This is a genomic window from Vibrio gazogenes (assembly GCF_002196515.1).
In the GTDB taxonomy this organism is placed as follows: Bacteria; Pseudomonadota; Gammaproteobacteria; order Enterobacterales; family Vibrionaceae; genus Vibrio; species Vibrio gazogenes_A.
Genome location: NZ_CP018835.1, coordinates 2,660,708 through 2,678,015, shown reverse-complemented (window position 1 = coordinate 2,678,015; position 17,308 = coordinate 2,660,708). Strand labels below are relative to the sequence as shown.

16 protein-coding genes are annotated in these 17,308 nt (G+C 46.3%); 7 read left to right on the top strand and 9 right to left on the bottom strand.

The window, feature by feature from the left end:
* Positions 1-2 precede the first annotated feature (2 nt).
* Together trpR and BSQ33_RS12185 are read right to left on the bottom strand one after the other, a co-directional pair.
* The gene (gene trpR, locus BSQ33_RS12190) at positions 3-302 is read right to left on the bottom strand and encodes a trp operon repressor (RefSeq protein ID WP_027694243.1); all 300 of its coding nucleotides are present in this window, start codon (positions 300-302) and stop codon (positions 3-5) included.
* A gap of 59 nt (positions 303-361) precedes the next feature.
* Positions 362-2,308 carry a transglycosylase SLT domain-containing protein gene (locus BSQ33_RS12185; protein ID WP_088134176.1) on the bottom strand — a complete coding sequence of 649 codons (1,947 nt, stop codon included), beginning with the start codon at positions 2,306-2,308 and terminating at the stop codon, positions 362-364.
* Between the two features lie 248 nt (positions 2,309-2,556).
* Between BSQ33_RS12185 and ettA the strand changes: the two genes are divergently transcribed.
* Both ettA and BSQ33_RS12175 read left to right on the top strand, forming a co-directional pair.
* Entirely contained in the window at positions 2,557-4,224 is a 1,668-nt protein-coding gene (gene ettA, locus BSQ33_RS12180; RefSeq protein WP_021020672.1) for an energy-dependent translational throttle protein EttA, read from the top strand.
* A 115-nt stretch (positions 4,225-4,339) separates the two neighbouring features.
* Positions 4,340-4,714, top strand: a complete 375-nt coding sequence (locus BSQ33_RS12175; protein ID WP_021020673.1) for a PilZ domain-containing protein — start codon at positions 4,340-4,342, stop codon at positions 4,712-4,714.
* A 108-nt stretch (positions 4,715-4,822) separates the two neighbouring features.
* On the opposite strand, the gene tyrA is transcribed toward BSQ33_RS12175, so the two are convergent.
* Both tyrA and BSQ33_RS12165 read right to left on the bottom strand, forming a co-directional pair.
* A complete protein-coding gene (tyrA, locus tag BSQ33_RS12170; protein ID WP_088134175.1) occupies positions 4,823-5,950 on the bottom strand; it encodes a bifunctional chorismate mutase/prephenate dehydrogenase in 1,128 nt (375 codons plus the stop codon).
* A gap of 11 nt (positions 5,951-5,961) precedes the next feature.
* A complete protein-coding gene (locus tag BSQ33_RS12165; protein ID WP_021020675.1) occupies positions 5,962-7,029 on the bottom strand; it encodes a 3-deoxy-7-phosphoheptulonate synthase in 1,068 nt (355 codons plus the stop codon).
* Between the two features lie 247 nt (positions 7,030-7,276).
* Between BSQ33_RS12165 and BSQ33_RS12160 the strand changes: the two genes are divergently transcribed.
* Both BSQ33_RS12160 and btsR read left to right on the top strand, forming a co-directional pair.
* Positions 7,277-8,947, top strand: a complete 1,671-nt coding sequence (locus BSQ33_RS12160; protein ID WP_021020676.1) for a sensor histidine kinase — start codon at positions 7,277-7,279, stop codon at positions 8,945-8,947.
* Between the two features lie 23 nt (positions 8,948-8,970).
* The gene (gene btsR / locus BSQ33_RS12155; protein ID WP_021020677.1) at positions 8,971-9,681 is read left to right on the top strand and encodes a two-component system response regulator BtsR; all 711 of its coding nucleotides are present in this window, start codon (positions 8,971-8,973) and stop codon (positions 9,679-9,681) included.
* Positions 9,682-9,694: 13 nt separating this feature from the next.
* Here the strand turns inward: btsR and nagZ are convergent, their stop codons facing one another.
* Positions 9,695-10,681, bottom strand: coding sequence for a beta-N-acetylhexosaminidase (gene nagZ / locus BSQ33_RS12150; protein ID WP_088134174.1), 987 nt, complete (start codon positions 10,679-10,681; stop codon positions 9,695-9,697).
* 218 nt (positions 10,682-10,899) lie between these two features.
* On the opposite strand from nagZ, the gene BSQ33_RS12145 reads away from it, so the two are divergent.
* Positions 10,900-12,018, top strand: coding sequence for an anhydro-N-acetylmuramic acid kinase (locus BSQ33_RS12145; RefSeq protein WP_027694246.1), 1,119 nt, complete (start codon positions 10,900-10,902; stop codon positions 12,016-12,018).
* A gap of 20 nt (positions 12,019-12,038) precedes the next feature.
* Positions 12,039-12,959, top strand: a complete 921-nt coding sequence (murQ, locus tag BSQ33_RS12140) for an N-acetylmuramic acid 6-phosphate etherase (protein ID WP_021020680.1) — start codon at positions 12,039-12,041, stop codon at positions 12,957-12,959.
* An 82-nt stretch (positions 12,960-13,041) separates the two neighbouring features.
* On the opposite strand, the gene BSQ33_RS12135 is transcribed toward murQ, so the two are convergent.
* Positions 13,042-13,398 carry a DUF2799 domain-containing protein gene (locus BSQ33_RS12135; RefSeq protein ID WP_021020681.1) on the bottom strand — a complete coding sequence of 119 codons (357 nt, stop codon included), beginning with the start codon at positions 13,396-13,398 and terminating at the stop codon, positions 13,042-13,044.
* Positions 13,399-13,680: 282 nt separating this feature from the next.
* Between BSQ33_RS12135 and BSQ33_RS12130 the strand changes: the two genes are divergently transcribed.
* On the top strand, positions 13,681-15,168 hold the full coding sequence (locus tag BSQ33_RS12130; RefSeq protein ID WP_088134173.1) for a carbon starvation protein A: 1,488 nt from the start codon (positions 13,681-13,683) through the stop codon (positions 15,166-15,168).
* A gap of 84 nt (positions 15,169-15,252) precedes the next feature.
* Here BSQ33_RS12130 and ispH read toward each other — a convergent pair whose 3' ends face one another.
* The 3 genes from ispH to lspA form a co-directional block, all read right to left on the bottom strand.
* Positions 15,253-16,215, bottom strand: a complete 963-nt coding sequence (gene ispH / locus BSQ33_RS12125; protein ID WP_039837488.1) for a 4-hydroxy-3-methylbut-2-enyl diphosphate reductase — start codon at positions 16,213-16,215, stop codon at positions 15,253-15,255.
* 30 nt (positions 16,216-16,245) lie between these two features.
* Entirely contained in the window at positions 16,246-16,704 is a 459-nt protein-coding gene (gene fkpB / locus BSQ33_RS12120; protein WP_088134585.1) for an FKBP-type peptidyl-prolyl cis-trans isomerase, read from the bottom strand.
* A gap of 90 nt (positions 16,705-16,794) precedes the next feature.
* Positions 16,795-17,295 (bottom strand): signal peptidase II, encoded by a 501-nt coding sequence (gene lspA / locus BSQ33_RS12115; protein WP_088134172.1) that lies wholly within the window; start codon positions 17,293-17,295, stop codon positions 16,795-16,797.
* Positions 17,296-17,308: the final 13 nt, after the last annotated feature.

Below are 17,308 nucleotides of genomic sequence, written 5' to 3'. Positions count from 1 at the left end.
GGCTAATTCTCTCCAAGTAGCAGCGCTGTCAAAGCTGCTTTATTCTCTTCAGAACATGATTTCAGTTCGTTCGAACCTCTGGTAATCGTTGCGACACCAACCCCCAGCATTTGACTAATCTGTCGCTGGGACAAATCACCTTTGAGTAACTCATAAAATATATTGATTCTGGAAACTAACGTTTCCCGCTCATCTGAACTCATCATCATCGTCAACACCATTGCCATACGATCCTGTTCCGATGCTTCTCTCAGCAGCTCCAATAAAGCCTGCCAGTCAGTAAATTTTGGTTGCTGTAACATGACTGTACTCGTTGATTGATACACTTCATCCATTGTAGTAGTTTTATCGCCCAATGGAATCAATATTTTGTCTCCACTTCCATATGCTGTAAAAAATCGCCTTTCACTCCCATCAAATAGCGGTAATAGTTTTCGAACATCAGGACATTTTGCACATATCCCCGAGTCTCGTAGAAAGGGATCGATTCGATGAAGCGATATACATCCAACTCACCACCCGATTCTTTCAGCCATTGATCAACCCGGTATGGCCCGGCATTGTATGCAGCAAAGGCCAAGACCCGATTGCCATCATATCGCGTCAGCAATTCATGAAGGTACTGGCTACCCAGCTCAATGTTTTTTTCCACATTAAACAGATCACTGGCACTGTGATATTGCAATCGATACTTTTTGGCCACATGTCGGGCCGTAGATGGCATGATTTGCATCAGCCCCTTCGCTCCCACCGGAGAATGCGCTTCAATATCCATTGCACTTTCCTGCCTTGCCAAAGACATCAGTGAGATCGGGTCAACGTTGTTTTTATTACCAAAAAACTCAAACCATTTGAGATACGCTCTGGGAAAACGCAGATCCAAGTTTTCCCACAATTTGGCCTGAATCGAAGCCACCACGGCCAAATGATACCAATGGGCTGTGGCAGCATAACGTGCCAACATTGCACGTTCTTCCACTGAAACTCGCCGAAGTAGCCAACGCCATTCACTTTTAGATGCTGCTATCTTTTCCCGCTCAATCAATTCCTCAATCCGAATCAGCGCCTTTTGATAGGGTTCAATCAAATCAGGGTTGTAGTTCAGTGTACTGGTTCGATAGACAAATGGCTGTTGCAGGATTTCAGACGCTGCGACCCCATAGAAATTCCGCAATTCGGTAAGCGCAGCTAACTGATTGATCCCTTCAGCTTCATTGCCCAATTCGATCTCACTGCGACCAAGCCAGAATTGCCATCTGGGCAACTGTTGCAGCAATTCAGGCAAATAGCCGATCCAACGATGAATATGATGCCAGTCGCCCTGCCTGATTTCCTGACGAATACGCTGCTCAATTAACTGAATATCACCACTTTCTGCTATCACTTGATCCCGCCATTTGGTCATGCCTGATGTAGATTCTTCATCCAGCAATTGCTTGGCGATATAAAGCGCAAGATCATTCTGTTGTTCGGGAGTCAGCAACGTCAGGTGATGCTGTGCGATCAGTGAGTACACCGCAATAGGCTTCGCTGTGGCCCATTTTTTCAACCCAAGCAAGACAGTTTTAGAATCATCAGCACTCAATGTACTCTCGCTCATGAGTGCCAGAACCCGCTTCGGATGACGATAGACATCAAGTAATCGCTGCGCTTGAACATGCGCTTGATCTGTTTTCAACTGTCGATTCAAATATTTCATCAGAGAAAAATTTCGCTGTTCAAAAGCGAGAAACATTCGGTCAATCACTTGTCGGTCAGTAAAAAAACGAGTTTTCTGCCACTGAGAAAACAGAAAGTCACACGCATCATCAACGCTGTCACCACTCAACCACAGTGACTCAGCCCCCTGATATGCTTGATTTTTTCTGCCTGTATGCCACATCGCGGTATAGTAATAGCAACGATATTTTTCTTGTTTGGGCGTCGATTTTTGATAGGTCAGTAATACCGACCACTTCTTTTGCTGAGCCAACGCATCCAAGTAAGGCGCACTAATTCGTCCGGCAAATGGGAAGTTACGATGACTATCAATAAAATTTTTAATCACCAGAGGCGGCTTATCACCGATGTTGACCAAAATAGAGCGATAATCGAGATAAGGTGTTAAAGGATAATCCAGCAGTTGGTCACGGATACGATGGTATTTTTTGACTTCTTGTTGATCCAGCCAGAGTTGAGCACGCTCGTACAATTGGCGCTGTTGTGCCAGTGTCAAATCACTTTGAGCAAAACTACGTGGAGCAAAGCAACTACCGATAAAAATACCCATGACAATCGGCAATATGGCGCGACGCCAAGACTCGTTCATAAACGATATAATTGACCTGACTCCTCTAAAACGACTTTTTAACATTTTAGCCATAATTTCCTCATTTATTACATGAGAGAGGCTAAATTAACAAAAAATCTCAAACAACATTAATTTGCATATTTTTTCACAAATCATCTGATCCGCCCAAAGTCTGTATGAAAAAAATGTCTGTCAGTAACAAATGTCATCTGATTAGTATAAAATGGCCGTTTTGGTCTACGAGTAACAGTTAGGAACGATCAGTAATGGCTGAATACGTGTATACAATGTCTCGGGTGAGCAAAATCGTGCCGCCGAAAAGACAAATCCTGAAAGATATCTCTCTAAGCTTTTTCCCTGGTGCCAAGATTGGTGTTCTGGGCCTCAATGGTGCAGGGAAATCAACGCTACTGCGCATCATGGCTGGCATTGATACAGACATTGATGGCGAAGCACGTCCACAACCCGGATTGAATGTCGGCTATCTGCCACAAGAACCCGTACTGGACGAAAGTAAAACGGTCCGTGAAATTGTTGAAGAAGCCGTTTCTGATGTCAAAAATGCTCTTGAGCGCCTCGATGCGGTTTACGCAGCTTATGCAGAACCAGATGCAGATTTTGATGCGCTAGCCAAAGAGCAAGGGGATCTGGAAGCCTTAATTCAGGCAAAAGACGGCCATAATCTGGATAATATACTGGAACGTGCCGCAGATGCACTGCGTCTGCCTGAATGGGATGCAAAAATCAGTAACCTTTCTGGTGGTGAGCGACGCCGAGTGGCAATTTGCCGTCTGCTACTGGAAAAACCAGACATGCTGCTATTAGACGAACCAACCAACCACTTGGATGCAGAATCCGTTGCTTGGCTGGAACATTTTCTGGTCGATTACAGCGGTACCGTGGTCGCCATTACCCACGACCGTTACTTCTTGGATAATGCTGCGGGCTGGATTCTGGAGCTTGACCGTGGTGAAGGGATTCCATGGCAAGGGAATTATACCTCTTGGCTGGAACAGAAAGATGCGCGTCTGAAGCAAGAAGCATCTCAGGAAAAAGCTCGCCAGAAAACCATCGAGAAAGAGCTTGAATGGGTTCGTCAGAATCCGAAAGGTCGTCAGGCCAAATCCAAAGCCCGGATGGCTCGTTTTGAAGAGTTGCAAAGCGGTGATCATCAAAAACGTAATGAAACCAATGAACTATTTATCCCGCCGGGTGAACGTTTAGGTGAAAAAGTCATTGAAGTGGCAAACCTCACCAAGTCATTCGATGGCAGAGTGTTAATTGATGATCTGTCATTCTCTATGCCGAAAGGGGCGATTGTCGGTATCATTGGTCCCAATGGTGCAGGAAAATCAACACTGTTCAAGATGCTCAGTGGCACCGAACAACCTGACTCCGGAACCATCGACATCGGTGATACCGTGAAGCTTGCTTCGGTTGATCAGTTCCGTGACAGTATGAATGATAAGAATACGGTCTTTCAGGAGATTTCTGAAGGTGCCGATATCATTCGGATCAATAACTTTGAAGTGCCGGCGCGGGCTTACTGCTCTCGCTTTAATTTTAAAGGTGTGGATCAGCAGAAAGTCATCGGGGAGCTCTCTGGAGGAGAGCGGAACCGCGTCCATCTGGCAAAACTACTCAAAGCTGGCGGTAACGTCTTACTGCTTGATGAACCAACCAACGATCTCGATGTAGAAACACTCCGGGCACTGGAAGAAGCGTTGTTAGAGTTTCCGGGATGCGCCATGGTGATTTCGCATGACCGTTGGTTCCTTGACAGAATTGCGACACATATTCTTGATTACCGTGATGAAGGGCAAGTCAACTTCTATGAAGGTAACTATACTGAATACTCGGAATGGCTAAAACAGACTCTGGGTGCTCAGGCGGCAGAACCGCATCGCATTAAATACAAGCGTATTGCGAAATAGTGTTTTCTGTTGATGTAAGAGGCCGCAGTTGCGGCCTTTTTTATTAGGAAAAGACAAAATGACGGTGCATTTTCCGTAACTGGGTTCCCTTCCCCCCACATACAGAGGCAGAGATATGGCAGAAAAACGTCGATTTTCACGGATTATCTACCGAGCTCCGGCTTTACTGACCCAAGGGTCAGTCCACATTTCAACAACAGTTCAGGATCTCTCACTACACGGGATTCTGCTATCTATCCTTGGTGAATCGAGACTCGATCCACAACAACCTGTTTATATTGAATTTCCACTCCCCGAAAGTGACATCTCGATTCAAATGACGGCAAATATCGTCAATTTGGAAAACAATACATTGCACGCGAGTATTGCTTATATCGATGTTGAAAGTATTTCTCACCTGAAAAGACTGATTGAGCTGAATGTGGGGAATGACGCCCTCTTACATCGAGAACTCGAACACCTGACTGATTTAGGTGATGACGAGGATTGATGATACGTCTGGTGCAGACTCAATCGAGGGGAATATCGTGAACAATGTAAAAAGAGCGGGTGAACCGCTCTTTTTTCAGTGCTTTCCGTGAAGACTACGACTGAAAATTTACCCACGATGAATCGTATCATTGGCATGCTTGAGCAAACTCTGACTCTCTGACATAAACTTCTGCGAGTAATCACCAAACCACTGACTGGTTTTAGAAAAGCTCTCAATAAATCGCCCTTTGTCTTTTTCATCAATAATAGTCATTGCTTCCGTAAAGCACTGATAAAAACGACGAATCATGGCGATGTTTTCTTCTGAAGAGAAGATGATGTCACCATAAAGGTTCGGGTCCTGACCAAATAGACGTCCAACCATCACTAATTCCAGCCGGTAAATCGGAGAACTGAGCTGAAGGAGTTTTTCTAAATCTGGGCTTTCTTTCGATAGATGCAAGCCATAGACATAAGATGTAAAGTGTCTCAGCGCCTGAATCAATGTCATCCCATGATCATGATCTTCAGCCCGAATCTGACATAAGCTGGCTCCCCAAATCGAGATCTGCTGAATCAGCCACTGATAACACTCTGCACCACGGCCATCACAATAAACTACAACCTGCTTCGCAAGGCTTGGTACATCAGGACCAAACATCGGGTGTAATCCGACAACCGGTCCGGCATGCACATCCAACATCGCTTGTAATGGCTTCGATTTGATCGAAGTCAGATCGCACAAAATACAATCTTCAGGCAGGTGTTTAAGCTTTGATATAACGTCCAGTGTCAGATGAATCGGCACTGTCACAACCACCATTCCCGCATCATGCAGGAGATCGTCGGCACGATCCCAGTCCTGACTGCCGAGGATTTTTACCGTATAACCGGACAAACGGAACATCCGTGCGAATAATCCCCCTAATTGTCCATTCCCACCGACAATCACAATCGGACGCAACTCGGGATTCAAACACTTAAAACCCGCATCTTTCTCACTCGCATAAGACTCACGCATCGTCCGGCGCAGAATATCTTCAATCAGTTGAGCAGGAACCCCCTGTTTCTCAGCTTCTTCACGACGTGCCGCCAGCATCGCAGCTTCACGTTCCGGGGCATAAATCGGTAAACCGTGCTGACTTTTCACTTCACCGACTTTTTCAACCAACGCCAGACGACGGGCAAGCAGTTTGATCATCTGCTGATCGACTTCATCTATCTGATCTCGTAACGCGTTGAGCTCAACTGACATGAACAACCTCTTTAATCTTGCAAACGTTTCTCTAAGAATGGAACCAGATCCTGATGCGCACGACGCAGCAAAGAATCTGTCACTTCCCAACTGATACATGCATCCGTGATGGAGACACCGTACTGCATTTCCTCACGAGGCAAATCAGAGGATTGGTTCCCCTCATGAATATGACTTTCGATCATCAACCCGATAATCGAGCGATTTCCCTCACGGATCTGATGGATCACATCTTCAGCAACCAATGGTTGACGTCTGAAGTCTTTACGAGAGTTCGCATGGCTACAGTCTACCATCAATGCCGGGTCAAGTTTTGCATTGTGCATTTCTGCTTCACACTCGGCAACAGAAACTGAATCATAATTGGTTTGCTTACCGCCACGCAGAATCACATGCCCGTTTGAGTTCCCTTGGGTCGTGAGCAACGCAACCTGACCTTCAGCGTTAATTCCCATGAAACGGTGACTCGATGAAGCCGCCTGCATAGCATTGATTGCTGTCGATAAACTGCCATCTGTACCATTTTTGAACCCGATAGGCATTGAAAGACCGCTGGCCATTTCCCGGTGAGTCTGAGACTCCGTGGTTCTTGCCCCGATAGCAGCCCAGCTAAATGTGTCAGAGAGATATTGAGGGCTGATCGGATCAAGCGCTTCCGTCGCAAGCGGAATGTCCATTTCGGCCAGTTCGACGAGTAATTGTCGACCAACATGTAACCCGTGTTCAATATCAAAGGTACCGTCCATATGCGGGTCATTGATCAACCCTTTCCAACCCACGGTTGTCCGTGGCTTTTCAAAATAAACCCGCATGACTAAATACAGCTGATCACTGACAGCTTCAGATAATGCTTTAAAGCGTTTGGCATACTCTTTGGCCGCGTCCAGATCGTGAATCGAACAAGGGCCACATACAACCAGTAAACGGTGATCCCGTTTATGAATAATGTCAGCAATTGTCTGACGAGACTGATGAATGAATTGCTGTGCCTTCTCACTCAGAGGCAGCTTCGCTTTCAGTGCTTCTGGTGTAATCAAAACCTGTTGGTCAGTTATATTAATATCATTGAGTTCATTCATCGTTGCCACCTGTACAAAAAAATTTACACACCATTCTCTATTAACGAGAATTAAATCACATATGCGGCTTAAATTACCAGTAAAAACAGCCTTTGTGAATGTAAAATAATAATAACATTAAATGTAAAATATAGTTCACACAACTCTATCAACCTCATTCCATCACAATTCACTGATTGGTGAGTATTTTATTGCTGTACCTTCCCCTAGAATAAGCAAACAGTTTATAAGATGTTCTGTATGACCAATGGATGTGATTATTTCCCTGCTGCAACAAATGTGCGTTTACCTTGTTCTTGCTTATATGCTCAGTAAAACGCCGCTATTCCTGCCAATCCTGAACATTTCTTCTCGTTTAGAGCACAGACTGTCAATTTATGTGCTTTTCTCGCTGTTTTGCATTTTGGGAACCTACTTTGGCCTACAGATCGATGATGCTATCGCAAATACCCGGGCGATTGGTGCCGTCATGGGTGGATTGTTCGGCGGGCCGGTTGTCGGTTTTGCCGTTGGTCTGACCGGAGGGCTTCATCGCTACGCACTCGGTGGGTTTACCGACTTAGCCTGTGCGATTTCAACCACAACCGAAGGCCTCATCGGTGGATTACTGCATACTTATCTAATGAGAAGATGCCAACGGGAACGTTTGTTTCATCCGGGCGTGGTCTTCGGGGTTACTCTGTTCGCAGAAGTGATTCAGATGTTGATTATTTTATCGGTTGCCAAACCATATAACCAAGCATTTTCACTGGTTAGTACCATTGCTGCCCCGATGATTATTGCCAACTCAGTCGGAGCGGCACTGTTTATGAGTATTCTCAAAGATAAAAAATCGATTTATGAAGAATATTCTGCAACTTTTTCCCGCAAAGCATTACGCATCGCTGAACGTTCCGTCGGGCTACTATCCGAGGAGTTTACCGCCAAGACAGCAGGGCCAGTTGCCCGTATCGTCTATGAGGAAACCAATGTCGGCGCTGTATCAATTACAGATCGAGAAAAAATCCTCGCCTTCATTGGTATCGGAGATGATCACCATCATCCTAATACTCCTATCTCATCGCCCAAAACACTGGAGTCGATTGAACAAAATGAAATAATCTATCTCGACGGATACGAGCGCCCCTATCAATGCTCTCTGTCACCAGACTGTAAATTAGGCTCTGCACTAATCATTCCGCTCCGCGTCGATGATCGTGTCATCGGGACCATCAAACTTTATGAACAGAAGCGCAAACTATTTTCATCCATTAATATGTCAATGGCTGGCGGTATCGCACAGCTATTGTCGAGCCAAATCCTTCATGGTGAATATCAACAGAAGAAAACATTATTGGCTCAGTCAGAGATCAAACTCCTTCACGCGCAAGTGAACCCTCATTTTCTCTTTAATGCGTTGAATACGATCAGTGCGATCGTTCGCACCGATCCCGGTCAAGCTCGCGAACTGATTCAACATCTGGCCCATTTTTTTCGCAGCAACTTAAAGCAGAATATAGAAACGATAACCCTTGCAGAAGAGCTGGCCCATGTGAATGCTTACTTGATGATTGAGCAAGCTCGCTTTTGTGATCGCCTTGATATTGAGATTCAGATCGATCCCGCCCTGATGGAACGACAGTTGCCTACATTTACCCTCCAGCCTTTAGTCGAAAATGCTATCAAACACGGCACCTCCAATTTACTTGGACAGGGTAAAATTCGTATTTATAACCAGCCAACAGCACATGGACACCTTATCGTCGTTGAAGATAATGCGGGTCTGTTCCGTACTTCACCGAATCAAACACATGGGCTGGGAATGCAAATCGTTGAAAAACGGCTGATCAATTACTTTGGTCATTCATCGCAATTGCAAACCGACGTCCAACCGGATGTCTCGACCAAAATGCAATTTTTACTCCCAAACCTAACCTGAAATGCCTTTGAGAGAATATCTGAATGCAAGTACTGATTATTGATGACGAAATACATGCCAGAGAAGCACTAATCCAACTGCTTGAAGAAGATGAGACATTGACAATTGTCGGTCAGGCTGCGAATGCGATTGACGGCTTGAAACAGATTAATCAGCTCAAACCGGATGTCGTTTTTCTTGATATCCAAATGCCTCAACTCTCTGGTATCGAGCTATTAGCAATGCTCGATCAAGAAACGATGCCGAGAGTGGTGTTTGTCACCGCCTATGATCAATACGCGATTCAAGCCTTTGAAGACAACGCATTTGATTATCTGCTCAAACCCATTGATGAACAACGTCTGCACAAAACCCTGCAACGGCTCAAGCGAGACATGCAACGACAGGATTTTTCTCCCATTATTCCTAAATCACTGGAACAGATCCCCTGCACCGGACTCAACCGGATTGTGATTATCCCAATACAGGCGGTCGAGTTTGTCAGTAGTGATCTGGCAGGGGTGCATGTCCAGACCAGCGATAAAAAAGCCACCAGCCAGCTCACGCTGAAACATCTGGAAGAAAAGACCCCGCTGCTTCGCTGTCATCGTCAATATTTGATTCATCCGAAAAATATTCAGGAGATCAAACTCCTCGAGCATGGTCTGGCAGAAGTGCTGACCGTTTCGGGATATACCGTCCCTGTCAGTCGGCACTACCTGAAAAATTTAAAAGAAACGCTCGGCATCAGTTAAACGCAACACGCATTTACCGCTCCGTCAGTGGTTCAAGTGCTGCCACTGCGTGTTTCCATTGCGGCGTTGCTTTCAGTTCAGCCGGACTAAATGCGCGCTGCTTTTGCAGGCATTCAGCACCAGACACCGCCATCATCGGCAGATGATCCAAAACCCGGACAGACGCCGCACGATCATTACACAGCAGTAACATATCGCACCCGGCGGCCAAAGCTTGCTGGGAACGAGCAACCGCATCTCCCATAACAGAGGCACCTTCCATCGCCAAGTCATCAGAAAAAATGATGCCATGAAAGCCAAGTTTGTGACGCAGTATCTGCTTCAGCCAGAATGTTGAACCACTTGCAGGTTGTTGATCGTAATGAGAATAAATCACATGTGCTGGCATCATCGCATCTAATAAATTCGCCTGAATATGCTGCTGAAACACCTGCATATCGGTCTCAAAAATATCCTCACGATGATCATACGGGGTTTCTTTGTGTGAATCTTCCACTACACCACCATGTCCCGGAAAGTGTTTCCCCGTTGTCGCCATGCCCGCAGACTTCATTCCTTGCATATATGCCTGACTCATCGATATGACCGTCTCACGATCTTCACCAAAAGCACGATTCCCTATCGCCCGACAGGAGAATCCCGTATCAAGAACCGGGGCAAAACTTAAATCAATATCATGCGCAATCAGTTCACTGGCCATCAACCACCCGCCAAGTTGCGCGAGCTGTTCACTCTCTGCACAACGCGCATAGTTTGCGGCAGCCGGTAGCCGAGTGAATCCATCCTGAAAACGTTGAACACGACCACCTTCTTGATCGACACCAATCAGGATTGGCTTTTTTGCATACTGACGAATTGACTGAGTCAAAGCCTGTAGTTGTCTTGAATCAAAATAGTTTCTGGCGAACAAAATCACGCCACCAACAGTCGGATGTGCCAACATTTCTTTCTCTTCGGCACTCAACTCACATCCTTCCATATCTAGCCACAGCGGCCCCATACCTATCTCCCGAATCCGAATGATTGATTTGAGCCGATTATATACACAACCACACTCGGATGCAGTTCTATTCGCAATACCAACACCGCCTTTCCGCCGGATGATTAACGCTCTGAGCAGTCAATAAAAAAGAGCCATCCGCAAAGATTTGCATGCACAGTGGTGCTGCGACAAAAATCAATTACAATGCAATGATGTTCCACCAGTGGGAAGTAATCATGGCCCAGAAAGAATTGTTTATTGGCGTGATGTCCGGCACGAGCCTCGACGGGGTTGATGTTGCTCTGATTGAAATCGACGGTCGTGACATTCGGCTACTTTCATCCGCGATGTATCCTATACCGGAAGCAATCAAACAGAATATTCTGGATATTTGTACTGGTCAGCCGACCCATCTCCCTGCAATTGGCAGACTCGATCATCGTCTTGGTCATTTGTTTGCCGATGCAGTCAATGCACTATTGGCACAAAGCGGATACCAGGCTAAGGATATCCGAGCCATTGGATGTCATGGACAGACGGTCTACCATCACCCGACAGGGGATACACCGTTCACAATGCAGCTTGGTGATGCCCATATTGTCGCCACAAAAACAGGCATTGATACCGTTGCAGACTTTCGCCGTAAAGACATGGCGCTGGGCGGTCAGGGCGCCCCGCTCGTTCCGGCGTTTCATCGGGAAGTGTTTCCGCAGGATGACGCAACCTTGGTCGTGCTTAACATTGGTGGCATTGCCAACATTTCAGTGCTCAGACCGAATCAGCCGCTATTAGGCTATGATACAGGTCCCGGTAATATCCTGATGGATGCTTGGTGCCAATACCACACACGGGAAAAATTCGATCAAGATGCACAGATGGCCCGCAGCGGAGAAATCGATGGACCGCTGCTGGAACAGATGAAGCGGGATAGCTATTTCTCGGCACATGCCCCAAAAAGTACCGGCAGAGAATACTTCAATCTGGATTGGGTTCAGTCGAAAATCAGATTATTGAACCATCCCATCCCTCCCGAAAATGTGCAAAGAACACTGTGCCGGTTGACGGCTGAGACCATCGCCGATCAAAGCTGTTTATATGCCAGCGGTCTTCAGCCCCGACTATTTGTCTGTGGCGGTGGTGCCAACAATCCATTATTGATGCAGGAGTTACAAGCTCTGTTGCAAGACTGGCAGGTCTGTAATACATCGGCACAAGGTGTTGATAACGATTATATGGAAGCCATGGCTTTTGCCTGGCTGGCACATCAACGCATTCATGCACTTCCGAGTAACGTGCCTGAAGTCACTGGCGCGATCAAAGCCGTATCACTGGGCGTCATCTACACACCCCAATAAAATCAGAAGAGTAAAAGCTTATGACAAATGATGCTTTATTGTCCGCATTGTCTCAGTTGGTTTCTGAAGGCCGGAACCCGGAAACCATGGATATCGATTTGTTATCCACTGAAGCCATTCTTGAACGACTGAATCAACAGGATAAGACCGTGCCTTTTGCGGTAGAGAAAGTCATCCCGCAAATCGCCACAGCCGTCGATGCTATTACCACGGCATTTAAAAATAAAGGGCGGTTGATTTATATCGGTGCCGGTACCAGTGGCCGTCTGGGAGTACTGGATGCCTCAGAATGCCCCCCGACTTTCGGAGTGTCCGATCAGATGGTGATCGGTTTGATCGCCGGGGGGAAAGAAGCCATGTTTAAAGCACAAGAAGGCAGTGAGGATTCCCCGAGCGCGGCAAGTCATGATCTCCAAAACATTGCTCTGAGTCAGCACGATGTTGTCGTTGGTATTGCCGCCAGTGGCCGAACCCCTTATGTGATCGGTGGGCTGGAATATGCCAATCAAGTAGGTGCGACAACCGTTGCCGTCTCTTGTAATCCAGACTCAAGCATTGCGGCTATTGCACAGATAGCCATCTCACCGCTGGTTGGCCCGGAAGCATTAACCGGTTCTACGCGACTGAAGTCCGGTACGGCACAAAAGCTGATCCTGAATATGCTGACCACCGCGAGCATGATCCGCTTAGGCAAAAGCTATCAAAACCTGATGGTTGATGTACAGGCAACCAATAAAAAACTGAAAGCGAGGGCCGTGAGAATCGTAATGCAAGCGACAGACTGTGAGAAAACACGAGCGGAGCAGTTACTGACGCAGAGCCAAAACAATGCAAAAATCGCAATTCTGATGCAGTTGACCGATATGAGTTATCAGGAAGCGCTGGACAAACTCTCACAATCCGAAGGGGTCTTACGCAAAGCAATCCAACCGCCAGCTTAAAGACCCGACACCAGGCCGATTGACGGCCTGTTGCCCGTTTCAATACCGTGTCACTGAGAGACGGCCATACACAGGCCATCGCTCAGTGATTGGTATATTGCTCCCAACCCCGTTGCCACTCCATACGGAACTGATTCCCCGCTGGCGTTCCGGCACAAACGCCATCATAAAATTGACCGGACAACCCGATTTGATAGGCAAAATCTGGATTACAATATTGGGTAACACCGTCATCATATCCTTCATCATAATCGGCCATTTGGACGGCCCCCAACTGATGAAGTACTCTATAGGATCGCTGTTGATGCCCCGCAATCCCATCACGATAACCAATTTGATACCAGTCTCCTTGTGTAGCGAGTGATTGCTCCGATGCAGAACATCCTAACAGCAGCAAAGAAATCACGATTCCACTGAGCCAATTACGAAAATTTATCACGACATCAACACCTTGTTTTAAATTTATCTCTCTTCAACCATATACGCTTTCGACGAAAAACACCAAACAGCGATGTCCAGTTTCCGATACAGCGCATTGATATTGATATGAGAAATATCTTCCATTCAATCAATACACTATAAAAATAAAAACCACTTCCTGTGGATAGAAGACCACTTAATTCTTCATAGAACCACTCAGTTGACTTTCCCATGCATAACGCTTCTGGTCAGACTAGTCTATTGATAGAACGTCTCTGTCCACCAACAGAAGGAAAATAATATGCTGTGGTTCTTTGTCGCCTTAATCGCTTTAATCGGGGGTTACTTTATTTACGGTACTCTTGTCGAAAAAATATTTGGTATTAATGAGCAACGCCAAACACCAGCCTACAGTATGAGGGATGGTGTTGATTATGTCCCGATATCAACACCGAAGGTCTACCTTGTTCAGTTACTGAACATTGCCGGTGTTGGTCCGATATTCGGCCCGATAATGGGGGCGCTATATGGCCCGGCGGCATTATTGTGGATTGTCATTGGCTGTATTTTTGCCGGCGCAGTCCATGATTATTTCTCGGGGATGCTCTCAGTCAGAAACGGCGGCGCCTCAGTCCCGAACATCAGCGGTAAATATCTTGGCAATGGCGCAAAACATTTCATGAATGCCTTTGCGATTATTCTCTTACTGCTTGTTGGGGTTGTGTTTGTTTCTGCGCCTGCTGGTATGATTACCAACCTAGTCAATGAGCAATTATCACTCAATATCGGCACTGGTCTGATGGTCATCATCATTTTTGCTTACTACATTTTGGCAACGATCGTTCCAGTCGATAAAATCATCGGACGTTTATATCCATTATTCGGTGCCCTGCTCATCTTCATGTCTGTTGGATTAATCACTGCAATCATGGTCTCTGACAAACACACTATCATGGGTGGTTTCACCATCAGTGATCTGTTTAGCAACCTAAATCCGCGTGACATGCCATTATGGCCGGCTCTCTTCATTACAATTGCCTGTGGTGCAATTTCAGGGTTTCATGCCACCCAGTCACCGCTGATGGCACGCTGTATGGAAAATGAAAAAAATGGCCGCTTCGTATTCTATGGTGCCATGATTGGCGAAGGTGTGATTGCGTTAATCTGGTGTACGATTGCTTTGTCCTACTTCGGCTCACTAGACGGGCTTTCTGAAGCGATTGGTCAAGGTGGCCCGGGTAATGTGGTCTACAGCTCTTCGTTCGGCCTACTGGGCGTATTCGGTGGTATTCTCGCGTTCCTTGGTGTCGTCATTCTGCCTATTACTTCTGGTGATACCGCTTTCCGCTCCAGCCGTCTGATCTTAGCAGAGTATTTTAATATCGAGCAGAAAACCCTGCGCAACCGATTACTGATGGCAATGCCTCTCTTTGTCATTGGTGGCATTCTGACTCAAGTCGATTTCGCAATCATCTGGCGTTACTTTGGTTTTGCCAACCAAACAACCGCAGTCGTGATGTTGTGGACTGCTTCAGCTTACCTCTTACGCCACCAGAAATTCCATTGGATTACAACCGTACCGGCACTGTTCATGACGACAGTCTGTGTCAGCTTTATTCTCAACAGTAGTACGCTGGGATTAGGTTTGCCTATGCAGATTTCGACAATCCTTGGCTTCCTTGCTTCTATTGCGATGCTCGCCTACGTACTCAAAGTGGCAAAAGGCCATGATAATACGACCGTTTCAAACCCGAAAAACACATCAGATAAGCAGACGAAAACCGCGTAACTTAACGCTGTTCTCTGGCAATACTTCATATAAGAAGGGCTCCCTGAGGGAGCCCTGATTCGATCATCGCTAAAAAAATGCTGGTCAGTCAACCATCTTCATTTGCAACTCTTTCGGAACTTCAAAAAACATGTTTTCTTCTCGTCCCAACACTTCTTCAACGGAAACTGCGCCCAATTCTTTGATGCGATCAAGAATCTGATTGACCAGCGCTTCCGGTGCTGAAGCACCTGCTGTCACGCCGACAAGCTGGACATCGGATAACCACTCCGGTTGAATATCTTCCGGTCGGTCCGTGAGAAATGCAGCGGTCCCCAGTTTTTCAGATAACTCTTTCAAACGCGTCGAATTCGACGAATTCTTAGAGCCAACCACGATCATCACATCCACTTGCTGAGCCAGAATCCGTACTGCATCCTGACGATTCTGTGTGGCATAGCAAATATCATCTTTACGCGGGCCCTGAATGTCAGGAAAAATACGCCGCAATTCATCAATCACATCCGCAGTTTCATCAACTGAAAGCGTAGTCTGACTAACATAGTGAAGATTATCCGGATGTTTGACTCTCTCTTTCAGCCCGACAACATCTGCTGGTTTTTCAACCAAATACATACCACCAGTCTGACTGGCATACTGCCCCATTGTACCTTCAACTTCAGGGTGTCCGGCATGGCCAATTAAAATGACTTCCAGATGCTTTCTACTGGCTCTGGCGACTTCCATGTGAACTTTAGTCACGAGCGGACAAGTCGCATCAAAGACGGTCAATGCTCTGGATTTGGCTTCATTTCTGACCGCTTGAGAGACACCATGCGCAGAAAATATCACAATTTGGTTGTCAGGAACTTCATGCAACTCTTCAACGAAAATAGCGCCGCGCCGCTTCAAATCTTCAACAACAAACCGGTTGTGCACGACTTCATGACGGACGTAGATTGGTGGCTGATACATCTCCAAAGCGCGCTCGACAATACTGATGGCCCGGTCAACACCGGCACAAAAGCCGCGAGGGTTTGCTAATAGTATTTTCATATCATTGCTCATGGTTTTTTACTCAACTCACGACATCCGTCGTTATTCACCCGATTCAACAGCTAAAATTTCAACATCAAAAGTAACATCCTGACCAGCCAACGGATGATTAAAATCAACGGTGACGGATTCACCTTCAATGGCGGTCACAATACCGGGAATCTCCATGCCATCAGGGCCGCTAAACCCCATGATGACACCAACGTCAAGTTCTGCATCCCCAGCAAACTTCGTGCGATCCATATGGTGAATATTATCAGGATTTGGTAGACCGAATGCATCGGCTGCGTTCAGTTCGATCGTACGTTGATCACCCGCTTGCAAACCGAACAGACATTGCTCAAAGTTGTCGCTTAAGCTGCCATCCCCGATGACTAATTTCGCGGGTTTCCCCATCTGATGCGTACTGTCAGCAATCGAGCCATCTTTCAGTTTAATTGTAAAATGAAAAGTGACAGCACTCCCTTTCCGTATCAATTGAGCTTTGTTTGTATTTGTCATGTGACTTGCTTTCCCCTGCTTTGATGCAAAAAGCGCTATCCGGTTCAACAGACAGCGCTTCGGGTGATTCATTCAATGAATCTGGATAGACTATTTGGGTTCATCTTTACGACGGAAACCATCAAGAATGAGCATAATCGCGCCAATACAGATCGCACTGTCAGCCAGATTAAAAGCTGGCCAATGGTGGCCTGCCCAGTAGAAATCGAGGTAATCAACCACAAATCCATGCACAATGCGATCAAAGACGTTGCCCACAGCGCCGCCAATAATCATTGCATAAGCACTGTTTGTCCATCGTTCTGAGGCTGGTTGCTTGCGCATCCAGTACATCAGTAACAGCACAACAAGCAATGCAATACCGGTAAATAACCAACGCTGCCATCCGGTCTGATCACTCAGAAAACTGAATGCAGCACCATAATTATGAACGTACAACAGATTAAAAAACGGCAGCACCTCAATACGGTGTTGCCATCCATAATCCATATGATTCATGACGACCAGTTTGATGATAATATCAAGCGCGAAAACCACAACCGCCAGCCATAACCAGCGGATCCCTGAACGCTTAAGTGTCAGTTCTGTCATATTGATTCCGTCA

Bases quoted from the DNA above. Each gene is read 5' to 3' on its own strand.
- BSQ33_RS12160 (WP_021020676.1), top strand. From the start codon at position 7,277: ATGGATGTGATTATTTCCCTGCTGCAACAAATGTGCGTTTACCTTGTT.
- btsR (WP_021020677.1), top strand. From the start codon at position 8,971: ATGCAAGTACTGATTATTGATGACGAAATACATGCCAGAGAAGCACTA.
- fkpB (WP_088134585.1), bottom strand. From the start codon at position 16,704: ATGACAAATACAAACAAAGCTCAATTGATACGGAAAGGGAGTGCTGTC.
- murQ (WP_021020680.1), top strand. From the start codon at position 12,039: ATGACAAATGATGCTTTATTGTCCGCATTGTCTCAGTTGGTTTCTGAA.
- BSQ33_RS12145 (WP_027694246.1), top strand. From the start codon at position 10,900: ATGGCCCAGAAAGAATTGTTTATTGGCGTGATGTCCGGCACGAGCCTC.
- BSQ33_RS12130 (WP_088134173.1), top strand. From the start codon at position 13,681: ATGCTGTGGTTCTTTGTCGCCTTAATCGCTTTAATCGGGGGTTACTTT.
- BSQ33_RS12185 (WP_088134176.1), bottom strand. From the start codon at position 2,308: ATGAACGAGTCTTGGCGTCGCGCCATATTGCCGATTGTCATGGGTATT.
- BSQ33_RS12165 (WP_021020675.1), bottom strand. From the start codon at position 7,029: ATGAATGAACTCAATGATATTAATATAACTGACCAACAGGTTTTGATT.
- BSQ33_RS12175 (WP_021020673.1), top strand. From the start codon at position 4,340: ATGGCAGAAAAACGTCGATTTTCACGGATTATCTACCGAGCTCCGGCT.
- ettA (WP_021020672.1), top strand. From the start codon at position 2,557: ATGGCTGAATACGTGTATACAATGTCTCGGGTGAGCAAAATCGTGCCG.
- lspA (WP_088134172.1), bottom strand. From the start codon at position 17,295: ATGACAGAACTGACACTTAAGCGTTCAGGGATCCGCTGGTTATGGCTG.
- trpR (WP_027694243.1), bottom strand. From the start codon at position 302: ATGTTACAGCAACCAAAATTTACTGACTGGCAGGCTTTATTGGAGCTG.
- ispH (WP_039837488.1), bottom strand. From the start codon at position 16,215: ATGAGCAATGATATGAAAATACTATTAGCAAACCCTCGCGGCTTTTGT.
- tyrA (WP_088134175.1), bottom strand. From the start codon at position 5,950: ATGTCAGTTGAGCTCAACGCGTTACGAGATCAGATAGATGAAGTCGAT.
- nagZ (WP_088134174.1), bottom strand. From the start codon at position 10,681: ATGGGGCCGCTGTGGCTAGATATGGAAGGATGTGAGTTGAGTGCCGAA.